The 25,976-nt window shown below is 43.1% G+C and carries 24 protein-coding genes; 16 read left to right on the top strand and 8 right to left on the bottom strand.

The genetic code is table 11. From position 1 onward, the window contains the following. The first annotated feature begins 36 nt into the window (after positions 1-36). Positions 37-1,983, top strand: coding sequence for an ATP-dependent DNA helicase (locus tag AACL30_RS15270; protein WP_339057219.1), 1,947 nt, complete (start codon positions 37-39; stop codon positions 1,981-1,983). A gap of 73 nt (positions 1,984-2,056) precedes the next feature. Next, entirely contained in the window at positions 2,057-2,191 is a 135-nt protein-coding gene (locus tag AACL30_RS15275; protein ID WP_339057220.1) for a hypothetical protein, read from the top strand. A 236-nt stretch (positions 2,192-2,427) separates the two neighbouring features. Here AACL30_RS15275 and AACL30_RS15280 read toward each other — a convergent pair whose 3' ends face one another. Next, the gene (locus tag AACL30_RS15280) at positions 2,428-3,423 is read right to left on the bottom strand and encodes a PilT/PilU family type 4a pilus ATPase (RefSeq protein ID WP_339057221.1); all 996 of its coding nucleotides are present in this window, start codon (positions 3,421-3,423) and stop codon (positions 2,428-2,430) included. Positions 3,424-3,730: 307 nt separating this feature from the next. On the opposite strand from AACL30_RS15280, the gene AACL30_RS15285 reads away from it, so the two are divergent. The 8 genes from AACL30_RS15285 to AACL30_RS15320 all read left to right on the top strand — a co-directional run bounded on the left by AACL30_RS15285 (position 3,731) and on the right by AACL30_RS15320 (position 9,477). Next, entirely contained in the window at positions 3,731-4,423 is a 693-nt protein-coding gene (locus tag AACL30_RS15285) for a YggS family pyridoxal phosphate-dependent enzyme (protein WP_339057222.1), read from the top strand. A gap of 21 nt (positions 4,424-4,444) precedes the next feature. Next, positions 4,445-5,266 carry a pyrroline-5-carboxylate reductase gene (gene proC, locus AACL30_RS15290; RefSeq protein WP_339057223.1) on the top strand — a complete coding sequence of 274 codons (822 nt, stop codon included), beginning with the start codon at positions 4,445-4,447 and terminating at the stop codon, positions 5,264-5,266. A gap of 10 nt (positions 5,267-5,276) precedes the next feature. After that, the gene (locus AACL30_RS15295; protein WP_339057224.1) at positions 5,277-5,471 is read left to right on the top strand and encodes a hypothetical protein; all 195 of its coding nucleotides are present in this window, start codon (positions 5,277-5,279) and stop codon (positions 5,469-5,471) included. 9 nt (positions 5,472-5,480) lie between these two features. Next, positions 5,481-6,035 (top strand): YggT family protein, encoded by a 555-nt coding sequence (locus AACL30_RS15300; RefSeq protein ID WP_339057225.1) that lies wholly within the window; start codon positions 5,481-5,483, stop codon positions 6,033-6,035. A gap of 247 nt (positions 6,036-6,282) precedes the next feature. Further along, on the top strand, positions 6,283-7,056 hold the full coding sequence (locus AACL30_RS15305; protein WP_339057226.1) for a hypothetical protein: 774 nt from the start codon (positions 6,283-6,285) through the stop codon (positions 7,054-7,056). 140 nt (positions 7,057-7,196) lie between these two features. Further along, positions 7,197-7,790, top strand: coding sequence for an XTP/dITP diphosphatase (locus AACL30_RS15310; RefSeq protein WP_339057227.1), 594 nt, complete (start codon positions 7,197-7,199; stop codon positions 7,788-7,790). Next, complete coding sequence (gene hemW, locus AACL30_RS15315; RefSeq protein ID WP_339057228.1) at positions 7,783-8,913, top strand: radical SAM family heme chaperone HemW; 1,131 nt, start codon at positions 7,783-7,785, stop codon at positions 8,911-8,913. Before AACL30_RS15310 ends, hemW begins: the two co-directional genes overlap by 8 nt. A gap of 243 nt (positions 8,914-9,156) precedes the next feature. After that, the gene (locus tag AACL30_RS15320) at positions 9,157-9,477 is read left to right on the top strand and encodes a heavy metal-binding domain-containing protein (RefSeq protein ID WP_339057229.1); all 321 of its coding nucleotides are present in this window, start codon (positions 9,157-9,159) and stop codon (positions 9,475-9,477) included. Here the strand turns inward: AACL30_RS15320 and AACL30_RS15325 are convergent. From AACL30_RS15325 to AACL30_RS15335, 3 genes are all read right to left on the bottom strand, one after another. Next, on the bottom strand, positions 9,474-10,466 hold the full coding sequence (locus tag AACL30_RS15325; RefSeq protein ID WP_339057230.1) for a hypothetical protein: 993 nt from the start codon (positions 10,464-10,466) through the stop codon (positions 9,474-9,476). The two genes, AACL30_RS15320 and AACL30_RS15325, sit on opposite strands and share 4 nt — an antisense overlap. Positions 10,467-10,665: 199 nt before the next feature. Beyond that, positions 10,666-11,187 (bottom strand): CS1 type fimbrial major subunit, encoded by a 522-nt coding sequence (locus AACL30_RS15330; protein WP_339057231.1) that lies wholly within the window; start codon positions 11,185-11,187, stop codon positions 10,666-10,668. Positions 11,188-11,307: 120 nt separating this feature from the next. Then, a complete protein-coding gene (locus tag AACL30_RS15335; protein WP_339057232.1) occupies positions 11,308-12,054 on the bottom strand; it encodes a hypothetical protein in 747 nt (248 codons plus the stop codon). Between the two features lie 522 nt (positions 12,055-12,576). Between AACL30_RS15335 and AACL30_RS15340 the strand changes: the two genes are divergently transcribed. The 3 genes from AACL30_RS15340 (at position 12,577) to AACL30_RS15350 (ending at position 17,067) form a co-directional block, all read left to right on the top strand. Then, entirely contained in the window at positions 12,577-13,110 is a 534-nt protein-coding gene (locus tag AACL30_RS15340) for a hypothetical protein (protein ID WP_339057233.1), read from the top strand. A gap of 187 nt (positions 13,111-13,297) precedes the next feature. Beyond that, positions 13,298-15,622: a TcfC E-set like domain-containing protein gene (locus AACL30_RS15345; RefSeq protein WP_339057234.1), complete on the top strand. Its 2,325-nt coding sequence runs from the start codon at positions 13,298-13,300 to the stop codon at positions 15,620-15,622. Continuing rightward, positions 15,622-17,067, top strand: a complete 1,446-nt coding sequence (locus AACL30_RS15350) for a hypothetical protein (RefSeq protein WP_339057235.1) — start codon at positions 15,622-15,624, stop codon at positions 17,065-17,067. The genes AACL30_RS15345 and AACL30_RS15350 overlap by 1 nt, the downstream gene beginning before the upstream one ends. On the opposite strand, the gene AACL30_RS15355 is transcribed toward AACL30_RS15350, so the two are convergent. From AACL30_RS15355 to pepN, 3 genes are read right to left on the bottom strand one after another with little or no spacing between them, the layout of a single operon-like run. Further along, positions 16,999-17,154: a hypothetical protein gene (locus tag AACL30_RS15355; RefSeq protein ID WP_339057236.1), complete on the bottom strand. Its 156-nt coding sequence runs from the start codon at positions 17,152-17,154 to the stop codon at positions 16,999-17,001. The genes AACL30_RS15350 and AACL30_RS15355 overlap by 69 nt on opposite strands. 54 nt (positions 17,155-17,208) lie before the next feature. After that, a complete protein-coding gene (pyrD, locus tag AACL30_RS15360; protein WP_339057237.1) occupies positions 17,209-18,219 on the bottom strand; it encodes a quinone-dependent dihydroorotate dehydrogenase in 1,011 nt (336 codons plus the stop codon). A 1-nt stretch (position 18,220) separates the two neighbouring features. Then, entirely contained in the window at positions 18,221-20,887 is a 2,667-nt protein-coding gene (pepN, locus tag AACL30_RS15365; RefSeq protein ID WP_422389557.1) for an aminopeptidase N, read from the bottom strand. Positions 20,888-21,140: 253 nt separating this feature from the next. Between pepN and asnS the strand changes: the two genes are divergently transcribed. Further along, positions 21,141-22,553 (top strand): asparagine--tRNA ligase, encoded by a 1,413-nt coding sequence (gene asnS, locus AACL30_RS15370; RefSeq protein ID WP_339057238.1) that lies wholly within the window; start codon positions 21,141-21,143, stop codon positions 22,551-22,553. A 159-nt stretch (positions 22,554-22,712) separates the two neighbouring features. Here asnS and AACL30_RS15375 read toward each other — a convergent pair whose 3' ends face one another. After that, complete coding sequence (locus tag AACL30_RS15375) at positions 22,713-22,895, bottom strand: hypothetical protein (RefSeq protein WP_339057239.1); 183 nt, start codon at positions 22,893-22,895, stop codon at positions 22,713-22,715. Here AACL30_RS15375 and AACL30_RS15380 point away from each other — a divergent pair. Continuing rightward, positions 22,888-24,000 (top strand): porin, encoded by a 1,113-nt coding sequence (locus AACL30_RS15380; protein WP_339057240.1) that lies wholly within the window; start codon positions 22,888-22,890, stop codon positions 23,998-24,000. The genes AACL30_RS15375 and AACL30_RS15380 overlap by 8 nt on opposite strands. Positions 24,001-24,189: 189 nt before the next feature. Beyond that, complete coding sequence (gene aspS / locus AACL30_RS15385; protein ID WP_339057241.1) at positions 24,190-25,965, top strand: aspartate--tRNA ligase; 1,776 nt, start codon at positions 24,190-24,192, stop codon at positions 25,963-25,965. Positions 25,966-25,976 lie beyond the last annotated feature (11 nt).

Here is a 25,976-nt window from a genome sequence, read left to right on the forward strand (position 1 = left end):
TAATCGCTTTAACGGTGATTTTTATCGAGGCATCGTGTGACGAATGATTTTGCAATAGAGGGTGTGTTAGCACGCGCCATCACGGGATTTAACCCCCGAGAATCACAGCAAAAAATGGCGCAAGCAGTCCGCGAAGCTATAAAAGCCAAACAACAGTTAGTGGTGGAAGCCGGTACGGGAACTGGCAAGACCTTCGCCTATTTAGTTCCAGCATTACGGGCAAAATGTAAAATTATCATTTCTACCGGCTCCAAGGCGTTGCAAGATCAGCTCTATGGGCGAGATCTACCTACCATCGTGCAGGCAATAGATTTTAAAGGCCAGTTGGCTTTATTAAAAGGACGGTCAAATTATCTTTGTCTCGAGCGTTTGGCTCAACAATTGCTCGTTGGCAATCAACAGACAGATAACCTACTAAAGGATCTTGCCTACTTACGCCGTTGGTCATCAACAACAGAGGACGGCGACATCAATACCTGCGTTAAAATAGCAGAAGACAGTCTTATCTGGCCATTGGTAACCAGTACCCATGATAATTGTCTAGGAGCTGATTGCCCAAAATATCAAGATTGTTTTGTCGTAAAGGCTCGGCGCCGAGCGATGGATGCTGATATCGTCGTCATCAATCATCATCTTTTTATGGCCGATAGGGTGGTGAAAGAAAGTGGTTTTGCTGAACTCATTCCCTGTGCTGATGCAGTGATCTTCGACGAGGCTCACCAAATTCCTGATATTGCCAGCCAGTATTTCGGGCAACAATTGACCAGCCGTCAGTTAATGAATTTAGCCAAAGATATTATCGTTATCTATCGAACGGAACTACAGGACACATCTCAATTACAAACCAGTGCTGATCAATTGATTAAATACATACAAGATCTCCGCTCAGCTTTTGGCTCCCTCACGCCTCAATCTCACTTTTTGGGTAATTTTCGAGGAGATTTGACTGATCTATTACAAAAGAACTTACGACGAACCGCACCGTTGCAACAAGCACTGGGATTATTGGAAGAGGCATTGGTATTTTGTCATGACACCGTCAAGTCATCCCTTGGGCGTTCCACTACACTTGATACCCTTTACGAACGAGTGATGCTGTACCTTAATCGATTTAAAAGACTCAAAGAAGTCACGATCTCTGGTTTTAGCTACTGGTATGAATGTAGTCCCCGCCACTTTATACTGGCGTTAACCCCTCTTTCTATTGCTGAGCGTTTTCGGGAATTAATGATCGAAAAACCCAGTAGTTGGATTTTTACCTCAGCAACGCTTTCCGTTAATGAAGGATTTGAGCATTTTACTCAACGTCTCGGATTGACAGAAAGCAAAACCTTGCTGTTACCTAGCCCATTCGATTATGCCAACCAGGCATTACTTTGTGTACCACGCCATTTACCCTCACCGAATCAATTCGATGTAGCACAAAAATTAGTGGATATGCTTAAACCTGTGATCGAAGCCAATCATGGAGGGTGCTTTTTTTTATGTACATCCAATCAAATGATGCGTGAACTGGCAGAAGCTTTTCGCGCCAGTATGACATTGCCTGTTTTAGTACAAGGAGAAACCAGTAAAGAGGCGTTATTAAATCAATTTATTACCGCTGGCAATGCCTTGTTGGTGGCAACCAATAGTTTCTGGGAAGGCGTCGATGTGCGAGGAAATACATTGTCCTGTGTCATTATTGATAAATTGCCCTTCACTACTCCCGATGATCCTTTGTTGAAAGCGAGAATGGAAGACTGCCGTTTACGGGGTGGAAATCCTTTTAATGACGTTCAGTTACCTGACGCAATTATTATGCTAAAACAAGGCGTTGGGCGTTTAATTCGTGATATTAGCGATAGAGGGCTATTGGTTATCTGTGATCACCGATTAGTAACACGTCCTTACGGTGCTATTTTTCTTAACAGTCTGCCACCAACACCACGCACACGTGATTTAACCACCGCTATTGAGTTCGTTAAACCACAAAGACTTTAAACACAAGCGATAACAAATAAAAAGAACTTTTTTTAGGCATTTTTTGGCGTCGTTTTTGCGTTACTTATACCCAATGAATTTCGAGTTACGGCAAGGCGGCAAGGGCGACCGACCGATGAGCGTAGACATACTACGTGATTCGGCGAGCACCCGCAGACAACAAAGCCGTAACTTGAAAGGCGAAGGGTATATAGCCGAATCAGTCTAATTTGATTCAAGGCAGAGGCGCACAGACAGTACAAATAGTACGGCAAGCGATGACAACACAGAATTGGGTATACACTCATAGGATTAGATTGATTGCCGCCTTGACGTAACTCGAAATTCATTAGGTTTACGCGCTCACCGTTCTCACGCCCTGGGCGCGACGCTGCAACTTGAAGGACTATGGGTATATTATTAGGCAACAAGTCGAATGCTGTTTTAGTATCCAAAATCGGCAGGCTATGCCAATAGCCCTTGTCGTTGGCGCTGTTGCATTCCTTGAATAAAAGTTTGCATACCCAGTTGCCCATTAGTTTGCATTACACCTTCTAGTTGATGTGTTTTACCTTCTCTGATCAGGTTACTAACCGCAGTACTGCGCGTTAAAATTTCAAATAAAGCGATACGTCCCCCTCCTTGCTTATTGACAAGCTTTTGGGCGATGACCGCAACCAGCCCAGCGGCTAATTGTCCGCGAACAGCGATTTTTTCTGCTGCTGGAAAAACATCAATGAGTCGATCAATCGCTTGTGCTGCTGTCCGAGTGTGTAAAGTCGCTAATACAAGATGCCCTGTTTCAGCTGCTGTCAATGCCAGGCGAATACTTTCGGTATCACGTAATTCACCCAGCAAAATAATATCAGGATCCTGACGCAGTGTTGCATTTAAGGCTGCACTAGCAGAATGCGTATGACACCCCAAATCTCTTTGTTGAATCAGACCTGCACCTTGCTCATGAATATATTCAATAGGATCTTCCAACGTAATAATATGCCGTCCTCCTTGCTGATGAATCGCCCCAATAATCGCATTCAATGTGGTTGACTTACCGCTACCCGTAGCGCCAGTGATCAAAATTAATCCATCTTTCTGTTGCATTAGTTGCTCAATGACGTCCGGCACCGCGAGGGCAGTCAGCTGAGGGCAGTGACTGGATATCAACCGGAAGGCCACCGACAAACCGTGCTGTTGCTGAAAAAAATTTCCCCGAAGCCTTTGTTTATTTTTTGTCGTGTAGGCGAAATCCAATTGCCCGTCCTGTCGTAATTTTAAGCGTTGCGCCTCGTTTAATAGCTGTTGGCATAATGCTTGTAGCTCATTATTATTTACTGGTGAATATTCTGGGAAAGGACGTAGTAGGCCATCAATACGTAACCGAGGGTAATGGCCACTACAAAGATGCAGATCAGATGCATTATGTTTCGTACTCAGCACGATTAATTGTTCAAAATCCATGGCAATCCCTCAGAGCCTATTCGAAATCTCTTGTGCTCGCTGATATTCCCTTCGCCTTTGAAGTTTTAGATTACGCGGTACTCGCAATCCTCATGTACTTGTGTACACTGCGGTTGCTGTGCGCCACATTAAGTATGGCTCAGAGAAAATTTCGCATATACCCTTCGCCTTTGAAGCCACCGCGTTGTTGGCTGCGGGTGTTCGCCGAATCACGTAGTCTATCTACGCTCATCGGTCTCACACCCTGGCAGCCGAAGGCAACTTCAAAGGCGAAGGATATAAGCTCTTCAATTCATGTGAGCATGACATGATCACTATCCAACAAAATATACATGATGTTAAAAAACAAATCGCATCAGCAGCAGAGAATTGCGGACGCTCGCCCAAAGAAGTGTCTCTGCTTGCAGTGAGTAAAACTCAATCTGTGAGCTCGATCAAAAAAGCGATCGACGCTGGACAATACGCCTTTGGCGAAAACTATGTGCAAGAAGCGATAGATAAAATTGCTTATTTTGCGCACCACTCGAAACTGGAATGGCACTTTATTGGCTTATTGCAATCCAATAAAAGTCGTTCAGTTGCCGAATATTTTACTTGGTGCCATACGGTAGATAGCCTGAAGATAGCCCAGCGACTAAGTCATCAGCGGCCGGTTAATATGCCCGCGTTAAATATTCTTATCCAAATTAATATTAGTGGTGAAAAAAGCAAATCAGGCATTTCATTAAATGAACTATCACAATTGGCGGAGAACATTTATACCTTGCCCAATCTGCAGTTACGTGGATTAATGGCGATTCCAGCGGCAGATAATGATTATCCGCGCCAACTAGCGATTTTTCAGCAGATGCATCAGGCTTTTCTGTTACTCAAAAAAAATTATCCGCAAGTAGATACCTTATCTTTGGGGATGACCCATGATATGACAGCGGCTATCCATGCTGGCAGTACTTTAGTGCGTATTGGGACGGCTATTTTTGGTAGTCGAGGTAAAACATAATCAATTTTAAGAGAAAATTTTATGGAACATCGCAGTATTACTTTCATCGGCGCGGGCAATATGGCTCGTGCAATTATTGCTGGATTGTGTCATCGGGGGTATCCCAGCGAAAAGATAAGCGTTTATGCCCCTTCTGGGCAGAATCGTGACACTTTGGCGAAAGAATTTGGCGTTATTAGTAGCGCTGATAATATCGTTTCAGCTCAGCAAGCAGAGGTTATCGTGCTCGCTGTTAAACCCCAAATCATGGCTACAGTGTGTAATTCACTGAAAGAGAAGATTGATTTCTCTAAAAAATTAGTATTATCTATCGCAGCTGGAATGAGCATTGCGCGTTTTTATGCTCTATTGGGCGATAAACTTAATATAATCCGGATCATGCCTAATCTTCCTGTATCGGTCGGAAAGGGAATGTGTGGGTTATTCGCACCAAAAAACACAGATCAACCTGACCTTAATTTTGCTGAAGATTTTATGCGTTCAGTCGGTGAGGTTTGCTGGTTAAATGCTGAAAGCGATATTAATACCGTGATCGCAGCGGCGGGCAGTGCGCCTGCTTATTTTTTTCTATTAATGGACGCCATGCAGCAAGAAGCGATAAAACAGGGCTTTGATGCCGAAAAAGCAAGGCTGCTGATACAACAAGCGGCATCTGGTGCGGCAGCATTAGTGGAAGCCAAACCACAATATTCTTTATCAGAATTATGTCATCAAGTCACGTCGAAGGGAGGCACAACCGAGGCTGCACTAAAGATATTTGAAGAAAATAATATGGCAAATATTGTCTCCCAAGCGATGCAAGCCGCGATCACCCGGGCAGAGGAAATGGAAAAGTCGTTTTGAAAAATACCAAATGAATGAAAAACTAGACCTCTTTCGATATATACCCTTCGCCTTTGAAGTTGCCTTCGGCTGCCAGGGGGTGAGACCGATGAGCGTAGATAGACTACGTGATTCGGCGAGTACCCGCAGCCAACAACGCGGCGGCTTCAAAGGCGAAGGGTATATCTACTGTAAACGCTATCTGAAACATAATATCAAGGATTAAAATTTATCCATGTTAACGCTGATTTTTTTGACTAAAACCGTTATCGACCTTTACGTGATGCTACTATTACTGCGCATTTGGATGCGGTGGGTTAATAGTGATTTTTACAACCCCTTTACACAATCTGTTGCCAAATTGACTCAACCAATCATCGGCCCTTTAGGCAGAATACTGCCTTCATTAGGCCCTATTGAGAGTGCATCCTTATTGTTTGCATTTTTATTAATGACGATAAAATATCCGCTGTTATTATTAATTCAAGGCGGGGGGTTGGTATTAAGCCCTTATAATCTTCTTTTTGGTGTTATCTCTTTACTTAAAGCCGCCGGGCATCTTATTTTTTGGGTAATGATTATTAGGGCATTAATGAGTTGGATTAGCCAAGGGAACAGCCCAATGGATTATTTGTTATACCAATTATCTGATCCACTGATAACAAAAATTCGCCGCGTGGTTCCATCAATGGGCGGTATTGATTTTTCTCCGATGATAGTAATACTCCTTTTATATTTAATTAATTATCTGGGAATGGATCTGTTAGGAGAGCTTTGGTTCGTACTCTAAACGTCTATTCCAAATCTTCTTCCTCCTCTCCTCAAAAGCAAAATAAAGAATTGAGGAGGAAAATAATTTTTCCGTTGACTATGCTGAATATAGAGAGAGATAAAAACTCAGTACATATTCAATATAGGCTAATTAAAGAACATCTAAACGCATTATTTTTATCTAGTATCTTTAATCGTTAGGCTATTCATTTTAATCACCAGAACCTTTTCTTACCTGTTTTCGTTAACTAGAGAAGGAAATTAAAATGCCAAATGATCTTCTATTATCCGGCGATTGGCCAACAATAATACAAACCACCGATACGACAGAAAATGATCCTGCATTCATTAATCCAGTGTGTTCAAATTTGATAGATGTCTACTCTTCTTTTGAAAAACTAAACTCGGAAAAACCAAATTTTGGTTCTTTTGATGAAAAAGAAGAAGAAGATTTAAAGCTTGGTTGTGTCAACCCTAACGATATTTTGCCCATAGCTTTTGTAAAAACAATCCAATATTTTGATCCTACCAGTATCCACCAGCCACCTGTCTCACAACAAAGCAGTCCAGTCAATATATTGGCTAATCACAAAGCCAAAGTGGATATAAACCCAGAGCCGAAATTAAAGAAAATTTTAGCGTATCCTAACGATAAAATAACCGCTGACTTCAAAGATACCGTTAAAGAAACCGATCAAGATATTTTAATCAAAGCTCTTATTTGGTTTCGTAAACGGCGCGAGGTATTAAGAGGCCCCTACCCTGAAAAATGTCATTACATTGCCTGTTATATGATGAGCGATAACGGGTTTGCTATGCGTGAAGGGAAGCTAGGCGCATTGACCGGCATAAAACAGTCCACCCTGAAAGGTTGGCCCACGCAATTAAAAATTCCGATATCTTTTTGTACTGAACTAAAACGTGCCGCAAATGAAGACACTGAGGCAGAAAATCACAAACGACAGAAGATCAGCACGTTACCGTTAACAGCTGAGGCTGAGATAGAAAGCCCCACCAAGCAAAATAAAGATAATCTTTAAGTTCTTGAGCCAGCCTGTTAGCATTCACCTTATAAACAGCCTCTGCTGAGGCTGTCGCCGTTGTCGATTTTTATCATATAACCAATCAGTCTGATTCGGCTATAAAAAAATTCTCTCTCTTCGTTGCCTTAGGATCCATGATGAAAAAAATTGTTTTAGCGACCAGTAATCCAGGTAAAGCGCGTGAGTTAGCCAATTTACTGGCCGCTTGGGATCTCAATGTCGTGGCACAAAACGAATTAGGCGTCACTTCGGTTGAAGAAACGGGTCTTACTTTCGTTGAAAATGCTATTTTAAAAGCACGTCATGCAGCACAAATGACGGGGCTTCCTGCCATTGCTGATGATTCTGGCTTAGTGGTTGATGCACTGGGCGGAGCACCTGGTCTCTATTCGGCTCGCTATGCAGGCTGTAATGCCACCGATCAACAAAATGTAGCAAAATTACTGGCGGAGATGGCAGAGGTTCCTGATCAGCAACGAGGGGCAGCATATCATTGCGTATTGGTTTATTTTCATTGTGCCACTGATCCTACCCCCTTGGTGTTTCACGGCAGCTGGCGGGGAAAAATTACTGATAAGCCTATTGGCCAGGATGGATTTGGTTATGATCCTATTTTTTATCTTCCCGCACTAAAACGCACTGCGGCACAATTAAGCACGGTAGAAAAACAAAAAATTTCTCATCGTGGCCAAGCGTTAAAACTGCTGTTGGATGCCTTAAAAAATGCTTAAATTGCCACCAATGAGCCTTTATATTCATATTCCTTGGTGCATCCAAAAATGTCCTTACTGTGATTTTAATTCTCATGCGTTAAAAGGCGATATTCCTCATCAAAAATATGTTGAGCATTTACTTGCCGATCTCGATGCCGATTTGCCATTGATCGATGGGCGAAAAATTAACAGTATTTTTATCGGAGGAGGAACGCCCAGTTTGCTGAGTGCTGAGGCCATGTCGCAATTACTGGAGGGCGTTAACGCACGGCTTAAATTGGCAAAGCACGCTGAAATTACTATGGAGGCGAATCCAGGGGCTGTCGAAGCGGAACGTTTCCGCCACTATCAGCAAGCAGGCGTCAATCGTATTTCTATCGGCGTACAAAGTTTTAGTGCCAGTAAGCTAAAAAAATTAGGGCGGGTACACGGTTCTGACGAAGCAAAACAGGCGGCAATATTGGCAAATTTGCTGCAATTTCGTAGCGTGAATCTGGATCTGATGCACGGCTTGCCCGATCAATCGCATCAAGAGGCACTCGATGATCTGCACCAGGCTATCGCATTAGATCCCGCGCATATTTCTTGGTATCAACTCACTATCGAGCCCAATACCGCTTTTAGTTCTCGCCCCCCCACACTGCCTGATGAAGATGTGTTATGGGCTATTTTTCAACAAGGTCAGCAGATTTTGCAAGGTGCCGGGTATCAGCAATATGAAACCTCGGCTTATGCAAAGCCTGGCTATCAATGTCAGCATAATTTAAATTATTGGCGTTTTGGTGATTATATTGGTATCGGCTGTGGGGCGCATGGCAAAATCACCCGCAGTAACGGTGAAATATTACGTACAGTAAAAACAAAGCATCCGCGTGGTTTTATGCAAGGTAAGTACCTTGATCAACAATATAATGTTGTGGTTGCTGATCGCCCATTTGAGTTTTTTATGAATCGCTTTCGACTATTTGAAGCGGCTCCGCGTGCCGATTTTTACCACTTGACTGGATTGGCAGAAAGTAGCATTCGTTTGCCATTGGATCAGGCGTTAGCTAAAGGCTACTTGTTAGAAACAAAACAACACTGGCAGATCACCGAAAAAGGCAAGTTGTTTCTCAATTCGCTGTTAGAGTTGTTTTTGTAAAAATAAAACGCTTCGAAAACAGTAATTCGTTATGCGCGCTATATACCCAATGAATTTCGAGTTACGGCAAGGCGGCCAAGGTGTGAGACCGATGAGCGTAGATAGACTACGTGATTCGGCGAGCACCCGCCGCGCCAACGCCGCCGTAACTTGAAAGGCGAAGGGTATAGAATACAAAAATACTTTTGTGATGCCCCGCGTCACAATTTAAGATTATTATTATTTTTTGATGAGTGCTCCCTTATGCAATTATCGACGACTCCAACCTTGCAAGGATCTACCATTGCGCAATATTGCGGCATTGTCAGTAGCGAAGCGATGCTCAGTGTCAATATTTTCCATGGCTTTTTTGCTAATATACGCCACCTTATTGGAAAGCGTCTGTGTGGTTACGAAGTAGAGTTACACAAAGCACGCCAAATCGCTTTTACTAAACTGCAAGCACAGGCTGAAAAGTTAGCAGCAGATGCCGTCGTCGGTATAACGATTGACTATCATGTAGTAGGTAAAAACGGCAATATGCTGATGTTGAGTCTTAGCGGAACCGCGGTCAAATTAGGCTAATCCATCAAATCTCGTTGCCACATTTTTAATGTTTTTGGCATTTTATCGTTATCAGGAGAAACATTACTCCAATAACCCATCATTGGCTGCCCTAAATGATCTGGCTCGACGTGGGCGGCCCATATTTTTCCACTGGGCGTATACATGATGATCGCCGCTTGTTTATTTGCCATCCCTCTCACCCATAGTGAAATCACTTTCGCACCGATATTATCTAAATCATCACGATAAACATAAACATTAGCGGTTTTAATAAAGCGGCTATAATGATCACCGACCAATTCTTTAAATGATTTTTCTAAATAGGCTTCAGTAAATATACCGATAGAAAGCAATGTTGCTTCAGGTCGCGGATCTTTATCTGCTCGAATATAACAACCATCAATAAACACATCTTTAGGCATAGATATTTGACATTCTTTGCTGCCATTACTATGTACTTTAATCGCCGCGGTTTTTAATGGAATCAATAGCAATTTACAGTTACTGGTATCAGCAATATTATTGACGATGCCTAATCCGATGTTTTTATATATTTCAGCCTGATAATCACCACGATTAATACCAGACCAAATCTTACTATCTAAATGGGCGCTCCCATTTTTTATATCATTAATCAATATATTACCACCACTGCCATTGGTTGCTGTTAAATTCCACCAACTCCCAGCCCAATTAAATTGAAGGTCAATATCAGAAAATAAAGCAATTCCATGATAATAAACCTGTTCAATACATTTATCGTCAGTACAACCGTTACGTCGTTCCAGCCAATCTAACCATTGTTGATCCACTTTTTTTCTATCTTTATTAACACGATTTTCCCAATAAATATCATGTAATATATCGTCTAGCCAACGTAAATCATTGTTGTTACAGATGCTATATTCCACGGGTGTTTGCGGATGTTGGCAACAGATGGCAATAACAGAACATGAAATACAGCTAAAGAATAGCCACAACCCTAAACGAAAATAAACAATATTCATATTTTTATAAACCGAGTAGAAAATATTAAAATAGCTATCAATTTAAATAATATTATATTCTACGTTATCTTTTTTAATAAAAATACTCTAAGCGCTTATTCGAAATTTTCTTTGAGCTGCGCGCAGACGAGGAAAAAATGAGCGAAAAAACGCAAATCAGATTAATGAGGCACTCCCAGCCTATTTACTAAGAATCAAATTAAAATGATTCGGCTATGGTCGATTCGAAAATAAGACTTACTGTGCCCTGGTAGATACCGGGTGGGGGCGATGAATCTTGCTCAACAACCGAAATAACAATATCTTCTACTTTTGGCTGCTTCATTGCTTTGGTACCCGGAATGGTAGTCGCTGCATTCGTCGTGATGGAGACAGTAGATATTTCTACTGTCAATGGAATTTTATTGCTCTTCCCTTTTCGGGTAAGTTCTGCCTGAGTATTCAATTTGGCGCTAATAAACTGATCATTGTGATTGAAAAATCGATACGATATTCGCAAGGGAAAAAATTTTTTGCGGATCGGATCATAGCGGATCTGCCGCACATCCTGCCGACCATCCAGAGGGACAATATAAAACTTTTTGCTAGGCACCTTGATCTCTAATTCTACTGGAAGTTTAGATATCCCCTTCTCATCCCCATCTGCGGCATCAAGATTAACAGCCCATAAGCTGCTGAGTACCCACAGGGCGCTGGCAAATAAAGCGCTCTTTTTTTTCATGGCATTTTCCTCAAATAAGCTATGGGCAGGAAGAAAAATAGCCTGTTAGAAATCTCTGGTGCTTGCTAAAGAAGATTTCGTAATAGACTAAGCGCAACAAAACAATGTAAGTAAGCTAAATTAAAACGACTTTGCCTGTTCGTTTTTACCTTCCACTAACATGTATTTAATCGTTTCTTGCTCACTGTTTTTCTTTAATTGATGGCTGCCACCGGGCAGGACAAATGAACGGCCTTCTTCATCGCATTTGTTGCTGGGCTGCTGACAGGTTTGGATTTTTTCTAACACGATGGTGGCATTACCGTTATTTTTTATTGTCATGGTTTGCTTATCTTGCGTGATGTGGCTGTCAAAACGCGGGGTATCTGGCGCCACAAATAAAATACTGCCATAACCGGTTAACACATTCACCCCGGCTTTCACTTGATCGGTCTCGTATTCTTTTAATTGCTCAGCAGTAGCGTTAAAACCTTCATTGCTTTTCGGTAAAACGGGCGTAAAGCGCACGCGGTAGTAATATTCCTTATCGCGTTTACTCGGCCAAATTAGACGCACATTTTGAAAGCCACCGGGGGGAATAATCAGCCGCTGCGGTGTGGCAACCAGCATTTCTTTATTCAATTGGCCATCATTAACCTGTTTAATCGGCGTGTCCAAACTGCCCTTAGCATCGATAACCATTTGTAAGATATCAATGCGTACGAAAGCAGTGGTATCCCCGCCGTTATACACCCGTTTACTGAACGTTTTTTCGCCAGACATCATCATGTCGTACATGCTGCCAATGTTAATCATCGGGCCTGCGTAGGCGGCACCGGTAAACAAAAAGGCGGTTAATAAAACAAAGAGCACAAGGTATTTATTCATGGCCTGATCCGTCAAATAAGCTGATGATATTTTGTGTGAAAGCGCTGCTTTCACGCCTTTTCCGCGGATAATCTTTACGGTGATACTTTATTTTAGTCGCTGCTTGGCATACCGCAGATTTTTTTATCGGTTATTGAGGCGTGCAAGACGTGTTTGCAGCTATTTATGAAATGATAGGATCAATTATATCGCCTTCGCCTTTCAAGTTTCCGCGTTGTTGGCGGCGGAAACTTGAAAGGCGAAGGCGATATAGGCAAGCCATTTTTATCATCATCCTTTTTTCTTTCCATCATAAATCATCATAAATCATTATGATTTCATCAGGATCATTCTTATTCCCTCAGGCATGATAGCCACCAGTTCAGCAAGGCAGCAAAAATAAATTCAACGCTAGGATAACAACAGAACAAGGATAACAACATACAAAAAACGCTCATTTGGAGATGAGCGATTGAGTAATAAATAAATAACCTTTCCCGCACGGGAATAATATTAATCTAAATAAATTAAAGAAGAGAAAACATGAAAAAGATCATCACTAAAAATGCCCCCCTATTTGCTACTGCGGTATTAGCACTGAGTACTTTATTTACGGCGAGTCATGCGGACTCAACAGTAAAAGCAGGAGATCAAACTAATTTGAATATTAAACTTGCAGCGGATATTCCTTCAGATGAATTCCAAGTTCTTCGTCAAGATAATGTTAATGATGGTGAGACAAAAGTATTGCCTTATAATAAAATCACGAAAAAATTAGGAGAAGCAGTTATTCCAGTGAATTTTAAAAATACTGGCGGCGGCACAGAAGCAATTATTAGTGGTCATTCATCATTATATGATAGTAAAACTGGTGCAAGGATTCCATTATTAGTTCAATATATTAAAAAAGATAAGCAAAAAATAATACTGAGTGAGTCCGCCCCAATTAAGATCCACACTGGCAGTGTAAATGACGTGCAACAAGAAAGTATTACTATTAATGCAAAAGACCCTGCTAATCCAGCACCAGGATCTTATCAGGCAGATTTGACTATTGTTTTCGAAGTTACTACATAATAATAGTAAAATTAATCTCCACCCCACACAGCATCACCCCCTTTCACTCGGCCTAATAATAATTAGGCCTTAATAAAAAATAAAAACTATGCGTTTAACGACACTCTTTATATTACTTTTACCCCTATTTGCTGGGGCCAGTAATCATACTGACAGCCCATTAGCATTAATGACTGATTCACAGGCAATGCCGGATGATTTTAAAAATTACTTTTATCATTCCGAAATTCCGGTGCTGGTTTATTTAAATGACAAGTTATTATTTGAAGGGGATATCACCATGACCGAACAAGGTCAGGTGACCTTAATGCGGGTGACTAACTTTGATAGCACTCATTATCAAAAAGAAGAAATACGCCGTTGGGAAAAACAATTAACTCAAGGTATTGTTTTGGGCAAAAAACAAAATAATCATCCGTTGGGTTTAATGGCGGCAGAATACAGTTTGGATGCCTCGGCATTAAAACTTTACAGCAATAATTATGATAAAGAAAAAATAAAAAGCCGTTATTTTGATGTGCCTACCGATACTGCGGCAGGGCTGATCATTAATAATGATATTAATTATTCCGGCGGACAAAACAGCTCACACAGCTCAAGGTTTAATTCTTCCTGGACTTCCTCCTTAATGGGGTGGAGCCAAAAGCTGTCATTTCAATCGGTCGCCTATGAAGCCAATCGCGCCGATAAAAATAATTTTAATTTATACGAATTTTACACACAGAAAGAATGGCAAGGCCATTTTTTACGCTTGGGTTATTTTAGCCCCGGCTCTGATACCGGCAATGTACAAACCAGTGGTTTTGGCAGTGACAATGCGATAGGTGGCATGTGGGGCAGCTCCGACACCTTATTGGCGGAATACGACAGCGTTAGCCTGTACCCGATTTATGTCACGGGACAAAATGAATCGATAGCGGAAATCTATCGCAACGGCCGCTTAATTTACAGCCAACCGCTGAAAGCCGGTATTCAACCGCTGGACACGCAACGGCTGCCCAGTGGCATTTATGATGTCACCATCAATATTATGGAAAACGGCAAAAAAATCGGCGAGCAAAGTGCGCAGGTGTATAAACCCTCACGTTGGGGCGATAGCAGCAAACGCTGGCGTTATAATCTGTGGTCAGGTCAATTAAACAGCGTCTCATCCAGCGCTGATAAACACCGTCCGTTAGCACTCGGCGGCGCTGCCGATTATCTGCTGCATCCGCGGGTGATCGTCGGCATGGCCGCAGCGCATAAAGGAAGGCGTCAAAATATCAGTGCGCGCTCTGAGATCACCCTGGGTGAACGCGACACCCTGTACGGCCAACTGAGCACTGGCAACGGCCAAACCGCCTCGAGCGATTTGCGTTATCAACGCAATTATCATCGCGGCAGTATTGGCCTCAACTGGCGCCATATGAATTACGTGCTTGATGATAAAGACCGCAAAGATAAACAAAAAAGCAGTGATAGCTGGGGGATGACACTGAGCCAAACGTTACCCTATCGCAGCTCGATGACCTTGAGAGGCGAGTATACAACGGCCGGTGCGCGTCGTGGGGCGTCGGCGGATATTGGTTTAAATACCACCGCCACGCTAGCAGGGCGCGATGTCAGTGTGCGTTTGATAGGCTATGATCGACCAAGTTATCGCACAGAACAACAGCGTGATCGCGGCGCGGAAATCGGCCTGTCCTTTAGTTTAGAGCGGAAACGTAAAACGCACAGTGTTTCGGCGCAGTTTGGCTTGCAGGATCGCAAACCCTACACTAATCTCAATTACAATTGGCGTCCTGAAGAGCGCGGCACCATAGAGTACGCCGGTGCGACCGTTACCGCCAATCCAGACGGTTTAGCCTTCAGTGGTAACGCCGGGCTCGATAACCGTTGGTTGAATGGTGATGTTTATTTGCAACGCGGATCCAAATCAGAGAATTTCTACGGCGGCGCGAATTTACGCAACAGCTTAGTACTCGGCGGCGGCAGCATCGCCACCGGTCAGCAATTGCGCAGCAGCCAAGCAGCGGTGATCATCGATGTAGAAAGTGATCAACCCGATATAAAACTGGAAGTCTCGGGCGGTGAAGGGAAAACGCCCCGTTTACAGCCCGGCAAAAATATTGTCGGGGTCTCAACCTGGCAGCAGCAACGCTTGCAGTTTCATGGGCAGGGCGAGGATGGCGTTAGGATCTATCCGGAAGATTATTCATTACGCATGAATCGCGGCAGCGTCAATTACTTAAAATTACGGGCAGTCAAAACGCAAACGGTGGTCGGTATGCTTAAAGATGAACAAGGTAATTTGCTGCATAATCAAGAGGTAGCCAGTGATGTCGGTAAAGCGCGTATTAATAGCGAGGGGGTGTTCACACTCGAGGTCAGTGCCGCCAAACCGCAGATCACAGTGACTGGCGACGATGGCAAACCACGTTTAGTCTATTCACTGCCGCCGAGCCCAGAGGGTGAACGCGATGAGGTGCGCTTTGTCGATGTATTAACCCCTTCAGCATCGCCTTTATCATGATGATCCGCTCCCGCAAAAACAGTGCTCACCGCCTATTGGCGGTGATGCTGTTGTTATGGGGGCTGGTGAGTGAGAGCAGGGCACAAGAGATCGAAATTAAAGCGGAATTCCGGCCATCGTTGCTGAACAGGGGACAGGATGGTTTTCAGAATAGAACCGAGAGTACGGGGATATGTGCTCCTAGTTCTACTATTGCAGGGCAATGTAAAGCGAAAAAAATATTTAGCATTGAGTTGCCCGGTGATGCGATGCAAAGTAAGGATATACCAGCCAATGGTGAGGAGAGAGACAGTATTTATGTTAAATTTCCGGCTCCACCGGGTAATCCTTTGGATATTAAGTTACAAGACAAAGATTCGAAACCAGCAAAAGAGCCGGCACAATTTACCATAACAAGATTCGGTGCTAGCTATCGAGATCGTTTTTACGTAAGGATAAAGGAGAATCGGGCTTATGGGTGGGGGACTAATGAGGCCTGGGTAGATGGTTCTCCCGAGAGATCCGATTCCAAGCCTCCCTCCTGTCTTGGCACTCAGGGCATTGGACACCAGGAGTCTGGGTCATATGGTGCTTACCACTTTATATGGGAGATGTCACCCAATGGTATCTGTGTCAAAAAATCGCATTATGCTCGCCCTAAAAATAATACTGAATCCCTGAGTTATTATGCTAATGGTGGGGCGGCTCCGGAAGCACCAAATTCTAATAAAAGTAGATGTTTAGCTAAAAATCCGGAATGTGTGGCAACGCTGCGAGCTATCAGTTTTGCCTATGCATTAAAGTTGCCATCCCCTTTATCCATGGCCAGCGGCACCTATACAAATGTTGATACCTTGGCCTTCACTATCGGCAATAGTACAGGCGACGATATTGATTTTGGCAATAATTTTAGATGGGATGGTGATCAGAACGTCACCTTAAAGTTCAAGCTCGAGGTGGCTCATGATCTCAAAGTCACGCCGGAATTCGGTGCTGAAAAGGTTATCCTGGTACCACAAGACGGCAGTCAGCGCGGCTGGGATCGCTATCTTAGTGGCGGTAGCAAACCGACTAAGCTTACCGGTCGCAGTAAATTCAGGTTGTCTTCTTCGGGGGAATTTACTGTTTATTTGCAATGTGAAAAAAACTTTAACAAAGACAAGGGAGAATGTGCGCTAACCAGCGAAAAACACAAGAATAAAAAGGTTCCTGTCAGCGCTTTTTTAACCCTTGCCAGCAATATTGTGCAGAAAGACACGACAAAATCAGTCACTGCACAAAAACTCTATATCGATAAAAATACCAGCCGTAATATCTTTCACACCAATAGCCCAGCGCAAAATTATCCCGGCCATATTGATTTTGAAGTCAGTGGCAAAGAACACATTGACACTTTATTAACTGATCCGCCGGATACCTATAAAGGCAATGTCACCATTGTATTTGATGCCAATATTCATAATTAACCTTTCTCTAAAATACCCTTCGCCTTTGAAGCCGCCGCGTTGTTGGCTGCGGGTGTTCGCCGAATCACGTAGTATGTCTACGCTCATCGGTCTCACACCCTGGCAGCCGAAGGCAACTTCAAGGGCTGTGGGTATTTCATTTCACAGATCAGCCAGGATAGTTTTGATCAATTTCGGCCCATGAAAGATCAAGCCGGAATAAATCTGAATCAAAGAGGCTCCTGCGGCTATTTTCTCTCGCGCTGCCATCAGTGAATCGATACCGCCAACACCGATGATCGGCAGGCGGCCTTTTAATTCTTGTGATAGCAGGCGGATCACTTCAGTACCGCGTGATTGCAACGGCCGACCACTCAAGCCACCGCTTTGTTCACAGTAATCGAGCCCCTGAATTAACGTACGATCCAAGGTGGTATTAGCGGCAATAACCGCATCCAAACGGTGTCTCACTAACAGGTCAGCCACTTGAATTAATTCATCGGTGGTTAGATCCGGCGCGATCTTGATGGCGATTGGAACATAGCGACCTTGCTGCTGATGCAGTTCGTTTTGTTTATTTTTAATCGACACCAATAAATCATCTAACAGCTCACCGTATTGTAATGAGCGTAATCCTTTGGTGTTAGGCGATGAAATATTAATGGTGATGTAGCCGGCATAAGGATAAATTTTATCCATGCAGGTCAAATAATCCTCTTTACTCTGTTCCAGCGGGGTATCATGGTTTTTGCCGATATTAATGCCCAAGATGCCATCAAAACGCGCTTTTTTTACATTTTTGATCAGATTATCAACGCCTTTATTATTAAAACCCATGCGATTAATCAAGGCTTCGGCTTTCGCCACTCTAAATAAACGGGGTTTATCATTCCCCGCTTGAGGACGTGGCGTGACGGTGCCAATTTCAATAAATCCGAATCCCATTGCGGCTAAAATGTTGATGCATTCACCGTCTTTATCCAATCCGGCGGCAAGCCCTAACGGATTTTTAAAGGATAGCCCCATACAGCTGAGGGCTTTAGTTGGTACCGACTGACGTAATAAAAACGCTAGGGGTGTGCCTGCTAGCCGTTGTAATCCCTGCATGGTGAGTTCATGTGCTCGTTCAGCATCAAGTTGAAATAGCACTTTTTTAATGAGGGGGTAGTACATATTATTCTCCTAATGCTTTTTCTATTTTTTCATACATATCACTCGATAAATTAGCTAATGTTTTTAACTGTTGCAGTGCATTACGCATTAATTTTTGACGTTCAGGATCATAGCGCTTAAAGCGGATTAATGGTTCGATGAGACGTGATGCTAACTGTGGGTTTTTACTGTTTAAAATAGATAACCTTTCCACTAAAAATTGGTAACCGCTCCCATCGAGGGCGTGAAAGGCCGCTGGATTGGAGGCAGTAAAGCTGCCAATCAGTGAACGTGTGCGGTTAGGATTATTTAAGCTAAATGAAGGATGCTCCAGTAATTTTTTCACGCGATCAAGTACATCGTCAGCCGGGCTGGTGGCTTGTAATGTAAACCATTTATCCATCACTAAGCCATCTTGCTCCCAACGCTGTTCAAAGTGCGCCAAAAGTTCATCACGACAAGGCAGTTGAGCTGCCACCGAAGACGCCAGTGCTGCCAGGGCATTGGTCATATTATTGGCTTGATAGTATGCAGTGCTAACGGTTTCATCCGCTACGTCGGTGTTATCACCAAAGGCAAGGTATTTGAGACAAATGTTACTTAAGGCACGTTTAGCCATATCGCCATGTGTTGCTGAGTAAACAGTGATTTTGTTGCTGTGATATAGCGTTTGCCATTGTTCGGCTAATTCCTTCGCCAGACAACGGGTTAAGCCGTAATAAACCCGGCGAATGGCGTGTGGATCAATGATGGTAAAGAGTTCCGCCATCTCATTTTCAGCCGGTAAGGTGACTATCTCGGCGGCTAAAGCGGGATCGATATCTTTATCTGACAATGCAGCCCGAAAAGCATCAATAACCTGCGGCGGTAAAGACAAGAGGGCGCCTGGCTGTGCATGATCCACATTTTGTTTAATGTAGATCGCCAACAGGCTTTGGGCGGCGTCCCAACGTGAAAATGCATTACGTGCATGCCGCATCAGGAAAGTTAATTGCTGATCACAGTAAGGATAATCTAGCCTTACTGGCGCGGAAAATTCACGCAATAAAGAAGGAACCGGTCGGCAATTAACCTGATCAAAAGTAAAACGCTGCTCTGCTTCTGTCACATTCAGTATTGAGTCCTGCGCCACGCCATTCATTTTTAGCGCAATCACATTGCCACTATCATCATAGAGCTCAATATCTAACGGAATATGTAATGGCAATTTCTCCGCTTGTTCTCGACTGGGCAATGTTTTTTGACTGACCATTAAATGATACTGCTGTTTTTCGGCATCATAGTGATCGCGGATGGTTAGTAATGGCGTGCCAGATTGGCTATACCAGCGACGAAATAACTCGAGATCAATGTTGCTGGCATCACTCATCGCTTGGACAAAATCATCACAGGTCACCGCACAGCCATCGTGGCGATCAAAATAGAGTTTCATGCCAGCTTGAAATTTTTCTTCGCCCAATAAAGTGTGGATCATGCGGATCACTTCAGATCCTTTTTCATACACCGTTAGTGTATAAAAATTTCGCATTTCCATGACTTTATCGGGGCGAATAGGATGCGCCATGGGGCTGGCATCTTCGGCAAATTGAGCCGAACGCATCAGCCGAACATTTTTGATACGATTCACTGCCCGCGAGCCGAAATCTGAACTAAATTCCTGATCACGAAATACCGTCAACCCTTCTTTAAGGCTCAATTGGAACCAATCACGGCAGGTCACACGATTGCCAGTCCAATTATGAAAATATTCATGGGCAATCACGGCTTCAATATCCAGATAGTCTTTATCCGTCGCTGTTTCCGCATTTGCCAATACATATTTGGCATTAAAAATATTCAGCCCTTTGTTTTCCATCGCGCCGGAATTAAAACAATCAACCGCCACTATCATGTAGATATCCAGATCATATTCCAAGCCAAAGCGCGTTTCATCCCACTTCATGGCGCTTTTTAGTGAGGTCATCGCCCACTCTGCCCGATTTAAATTACCGCGGTCGACAAAAAGTTCTAATGAGACTTTTCTGCCAGAGCGGGTGATAAAGTGATCGCGCAGCAGATCAAAATCCCCTGCGACCAGCGCAAACAGATAGCAAGGTTTTGGAAAAGGATCTTGCCATTTCACCCAGTGACGACCATCCGGTTGCCCTTTTTTATCAGTACAATCCCCTTTCTCAATACAATTCCCATTGGAAAGCAAATAAGGATAACGCGCTTTATCCGCGGTAATACGGGTAGTGAAACGCGCTAGTACATCAGGGCGATCTAAATAAAAAGTAATATGGCGAAAACCTTCTGCCTCGCATTGTGTACATAATACGTTATTCGACAGATACAACCCTTCAAGGGCAGTATTTGCGGCGGGATTAATTTCATTGACAATGGTTAGCGTGAAATCGGCTGGCAAATTTTCGAGGATCAGGCGATTACTTTGTTGATAAGCCTTTTTCCATGGCTGCCCATCGACACAGACGCTCAGTAAAACTAAATTCTCGCCATTTAAGATCAAAGGCGCATTTTCTTTTATTTGGCGTTTAATTTTACTCACTGCCGTCACGGTAGTTTTTTCTGCATCTAAAGTAAAATCCAGATCGATATCGGTGATGGTATAATCCGGGGGATGGTAATCGTGACGGTATTTAACCGGTGGCTCTGATTTGATGGTAGACGGTTGAGTTGTGGATGTTGTCATAAAAAATTTTGGCCTCATCAATGATTGTTACCTGTGTCCAGGATCGTCACCAGTAACATAGTGTGACGTCATTGTATTGAGTTGTGCTCTGTTTGTTAACTCACTATAGCCAAATCAGTTTAATTTGATTCTGTGTCGTCGTCATTTGCCGTACTATTTGTACTGTCTGTGCTCCTCCGCCTTAAATCAAATTAAACTGATTCGGCTATATTTTCGCAAAAACCCTATTTTTATTATTAACAGAGAGAAACTTATGAGCATAGTGCTTAACGTATTTCCTATTGTAGATGTATTGCAAGGGCGAGCCCCCGAGAACAGTGAAGTTATGATACGCGGTTGGGTACGCACTCGGAGGGATTCTAAAGCGGGTCTCTCTTTTATCGCTGTTGATGACGGCTCCTGTTTTGCTTCACTACAGGTGGTCGTTAATAACTCGCTGGCTAATTATGAAAAAGAAATACTGCGCTTGACTCCCGGTTGTTCGGTGGAAATTAGCGGGCAAATTGTTGCCTCGCCGGCAAAAGGACAAGCGTTTGAAATGCAAGCGACCGAGGTGGTGGTGAAGGGCTGGGTGGATGATCCTAAGACTTATCCCATGGCGGCAAAATGTCACAGTATTGAATATTTACGTGAAGTTGCGCACTTACGTCCACGTACTCATTTGATTAGCGCGGTTGCACGTGTTCGCCACACCTTAGCCCAGGCCATTCACCGCTTTTTCCATGAAAAAGGGTATTTTTGGCTATCAACCCCGCTGATCACTGCTTCAGATACCGAAGGCGCCGGTGAGATGTTCCGCGTTTCGACATTGGATCTGGAAAATCTGCCACGTACTGAGAATGGCAAGATAGATTTCGATAAAGATTTTTTTGGTAAAGAAGCCTTTCTCACCGTATCAGGCCAATTAAATGCGGAGGCTTACGCCTGTGCGCTATCAAAAGTCTATACTTTCGGCCCTACTTTTCGCGCGGAAAATTCTAACACCAGCCGCCATCTTGCCGAATTTTGGATGGTTGAACCGGAAGTGGCTTTTGCTGATCTGGATGATGTCGCTGGTTTAGCAGAAGAAATGCTGAAATACCTTTTTAAAGCAGTATTAAATGAACGTGCGGATGATTTAGCGTTTTTTGCTGAGCGGATAGATAAAACAGTGATCACGCGCCTGCAAGATTTTATCAGCAAAGATTTTGCACAGGTTGACTATACCGACGCCATTAAAATTTTGCAGGAATCGAAGCAATCCTTTGAAAACCCCGTGACTTGGGGAATCGATCTTTCTTCTGAACATGAACGTTATTTGGCGGAAGAGCATTTCAAAGCCCCTGTGGTGGTGAAAAATTATCCTAAAGAGATTAAAGCCTTTTACATGCGCCTTAATGACGATAATAAAACCGTTGCCGCCATGGACGTGTTAGCGCCCGGTATCGGTGAAATTATCGGCGGCGCACAACGTGAAGAGCGGCTTGAGGTACTCGACGCGCGTTTAACCGCGATGGGATTGAAAAAAGAAGATTACAGTTGGTACCGTGATCTACGCCGCTACGGCACCGTGCCCCATGCAGGGTTTGGGCTAGGCTTTGAACGCCTGATTGCTTATGTCACCGGGATGACAAATGTGCGTGATTTGATCCCTTTTCCACGCACGCCGAGGAATGTTAGTTTTTAATTTCATTATTTTAATAATTATTTATATTGATTTAATAAACAAAAGCCAGTATTTGCTGGCTTTATTCATATTTAGCTAGTCGATTTTTATTAAAAAACCTTACTCATTAACATTTGCTTACGCTTAGTTTCAAATTGAAACTAATTTATGTATTTTGTATCACTTTCTAGGTAGATTAACTTCCTCTTGAATGGAACACTGAGTGCTGATAGCACAAGCGACATCGAAGTATTGACAATAGTTCCCCAAAAATGAAAAATTGTGCATCATGATTAAATCATTATTTTTAAAATAATTATTTTGTATAACAATAACACCGATAAAGGTAATAGCTATGTTCAAGCGCAATATTCTCGCCATACTGGTTCCCGCTCTGCTGGCGGCTAATGCAGCCAATGCGTTAGAAATTTATAATGAAGGTGACCATCGGCTTTCCCTTTACGGTAAAGCCGATGTGCGCCATAAATTTTCCGATAGCGACATTGAAAAGGGTGATGATTCTTACGTACGTCTTGGCTTAAAAGGCGAAACACAGATTGCTGATGACCTGAGCGGCTATGCCAACTGGGAATACGAAGTTAACGCCAATAGTCCCGAATCTACGAGTTATTCAGGCAGCAGAACCCGTCTTGCTTTTGCCGGTTTGAAATTTGCTGATTATGGTTCATTTGATTACGGTCGTAACTACGGCTTGCTGTATGATGTTAACGCCTGGACTGATGGTCAGCCCATTTTTGGTGGTGATACCATCTTTAATCCTGATAATTTCATGACCTCACGTGCTACTGGTGTAGCCACTTATCGTAACAATAATTTATTTGGCTTGGTTGAAGGCTTGAATGTTGCGCTGCAATACCAAGGTGCAAATAAGAATAGAAATGAAGTGAAAAACCAGAATGGTGAAGGTTTTGCTGCCTCTTCTACTTATGATCTCGGTTACGGAGTTGCGGTAGGTGCGGCTTACTCTTCTTCTAATCGTACCGATGCACAAAGAGCTTCTTATGCGAAGGGTAACAAAGCGGAAGCGTGGAATATCGGGGCAAAATACGATGATAACGACTTATACCTAGCGGCAATGTATGCAGAAACCAGAAATATGACCCCCTATGGTAGCAAGAGCGCTCATAATACACCTGAAGAGGTGGCAAATAGTATTGCCTCGAAAACAAAAAATATTGAACTCCTCGCCCGCTACCAGTTAGATTTTGGTCTACAGCCTTTCGTTTCTTATGTGCAATCTAAAGGCGAAGGCTCAAATGCCGCAGGGAATAAGGGTAGTGAATACTTGTTGAAATATATGACTGTTGGTACTAACTATAACTTCAACAAAAATTTCGGCGCCTATGTTAATTATAAAGTTAATTTGCTGAAGAAAAATGACTTTACTGAATACCATGCTGTGAATACTAAAGACGTTGTCGCTATTGGCGTATTCTATCAGTTCTAATCATCTATTGTTGTCTAACATAAGGTGAATAAACCAAAAAGCAGAGTTTCGACTCTGCTTTTTGCTGTTATAGCCAAATCAGTTTAATTTGATTCGGCTATAAAATGGATGACGTTTTTCAATAGGGTGATATCCTATTTCGCCTTCGCCGCATGGCAGTGAAAAAAGAGATTTCATTAAGGATAAAGTATGCGTACTGAGTATTGTGGGCGGTTAAATTTGTCCCATGTAAATCAAGAAGTCACACTCTGTGGCTGGGCTAATCGTTGCCGAGATCTCGGGAGATCCATTTTTATCGACATACGTGATCGAGAAGGTATTGTCCAAGTATTTTTCGATCAAGATCAACCCCTGGCTCTTGATGAAGCAAAAAAACTGCGTAATGAATTTTGTATTCAAATCACCGGTATCGTGCATGCGCGGGACAAAGATAAAATCAATCATGACATGCCAACCGGTGAAGTGGAGGTTTTTGCGACGAAACTCACCATTATTAATGCCAGTGCTCCTTTGCCTCTGGATAACAATCACATTAACAGTGAAGAACAACGGTTAAAATATCGTTATTTGGATCTGCGGCGTCCAGAAATGGCGCAACGGTTAAAAACTCGCGCTAAAATCACCGCGCTGGTGCGACGATTTATGGAAAACCAGGGCTTTCTTGATATTGAAACCCCGATGCTAACCAAAGCCACACCAGAAGGTGCGCGCGATTATTTGGTTCCCAGTCGAGTCCATCAAGGCAAATTTTACGCGTTGCCACAATCCCCTCAATTATTCAAACAGTTACTGATGATGTCAGGATTTGATCGCTATTATCAGATTGTTAAATGTTTCCGTGATGAAGATTTACGTTCTGATCGTCAGCCTGAATTCACTCAAATTGATGTTGAAACTTCCTTTATGACTGCCAAACAGCTGCGGGATTTAATGGAGCAGTTAATCTGCAAGCTATGGAAAGAAATCAGAGGAGTTGATCTCGGTACCTTTCCTATCTTCAGTTTTGATGAAGCCATGCGCCGTTTTGGTTCGGATAAACCGGATTTACGTAATCCGCTAGAATTAATTGATATTGCCGATTTGGTTCAGGGCATCGAGTTGCCGCTTTTTGCCGATGTGCTCAATCCTAACAATAATATAACAGGGCGAGTCGTTGCGATATGTGTTGAAAAAGGGGCACAAATTAGTCGTAAACAAATTGATGAATACACTGAAACTATCAAACAACGAGGTGTTAATGGCCTGGTTTGTTTAAAGGTAAACGACAGCCGGGCTGGGGTTGCCGGCGTGCAAGGTTCGATTGGTAAATTTCTTAATGCGGATATGTTGCGAAATATTTTGCAGCGTACTCAGGCTAACAATGGCGATATGTTATTTTTGGCGGCAGGAAGTTTTAATACGGTCACTGAGGCGATGGGAGCATTGCGTTTGCAGTTGGGTCATGACAGAAAATTAATTCAACCGAATAGTTGGAAGCCGCTATGGCTGGTGGATTTTCCTCTATTTGAAAAAAATGATCAGGGCAGTTTAAGCGCCATGCACCATCCCTTTACTTCGCCCAAAGAGATGACATCAGCTGAATTGAGTACTAATCCAACTGCTGCCATCGCGAATGCTTATGATATGGTAATTAATGGTTATGAAGTGGGTGGTGGATCGGTTCGTATTCATTGCAGTGAAATGCAACAACAGGTTTTTTCTTTACTCGGTATTGAAGAAGCAGAACAACGTAAAAAATTTGGCTTCTTGCTTGATGCGCTAAAATACGGCGCGCCGCCCCACGCTGGTTTGGCCTTTGGTCTTGATCGTTTAGTGATGTTATTGACTGACTGCGATAATATTCGTGATGTGATTGCGTTTCCAAAAACCACTGCTGCCGCTTGTTTAATGACGGAAGCGCCTAGCTTTGCTAATCCTGATGTTTTAGCAGAACTTTCTATCAAGACGGATAATAAAAAAAAGTAAAAAAACAGCAG

Source organism: Candidatus Regiella endosymbiont of Tuberolachnus salignus (assembly GCF_964020115.1).
Taxonomy (GTDB): domain Bacteria; phylum Pseudomonadota; class Gammaproteobacteria; order Enterobacterales; family Enterobacteriaceae; genus Regiella; species Regiella insecticola.